The following is a 623-nucleotide window of genomic DNA, read 5'->3' as shown; positions in this document are numbered from 1 at the left end:
TTCTGACCAACGACGACCTGGCATTGTACGACCAGTGTGTTCATCAACGATCACAACTTCGCCGTCATCGTTAACGATGTAATCCACATTACGCTCAAACAGCACATGTGCACGTAGAGCAGCATTTACGTGGTGAAGCAAGCTGATGTTCGCAGGTGAGTACAATGTATCACCTTCTTCCATCAAACCATTTTTAACCAATAGCTCTTCTACGTATTCTTGACCCGTTTCAGTCAAGTGAACTTGTTTTGATTTTTCATCAACAGTGTAGTGACCATCGCCACGATACTCTTCAGAATCTTCTTTATCTTGCTTCTGTAGATGTGGGATAAGCAGGTTGATTCGAGTGTAAAGTTCTGAACTGTCTTCTGCCGGACCAGAGATGATCAAAGGAGTACGAGCTTCATCGATAAGGATTGAGTCCACCTCATCGACCACAGCAAAGAAACGTTCGCGCTGAACACGGTCTTCATTGCGGAAAGCCATGTTGTCGCGCAAGTAATCGAAACCAAACTCGTTGTTTGTTCCGTATAGAATATCAGCTTGGTACGCTTCTTTTTTCGCTTGAGGAGGCATGTTCGGCACGTTAACACCAACCGTCATACCTAAGAATTCAAATAGCG

General features: G+C 44.5%; 1 pseudogene. It reads right to left on the bottom strand.

The annotated features are described in order from the left end of the window. Positions 1-623 (bottom strand): annotated as a pseudogene (secA, locus tag R7040_RS27635) (preprotein translocase subunit SecA); the annotation flags it as partial.

The sequence above is a fragment of the Vibrio sp. 1069 genome (assembly GCF_033340555.1).
The sequence above is the reverse complement of the archived record's forward strand: the minus strand, read 5'-3'. Positions and strand labels throughout refer to the sequence as shown.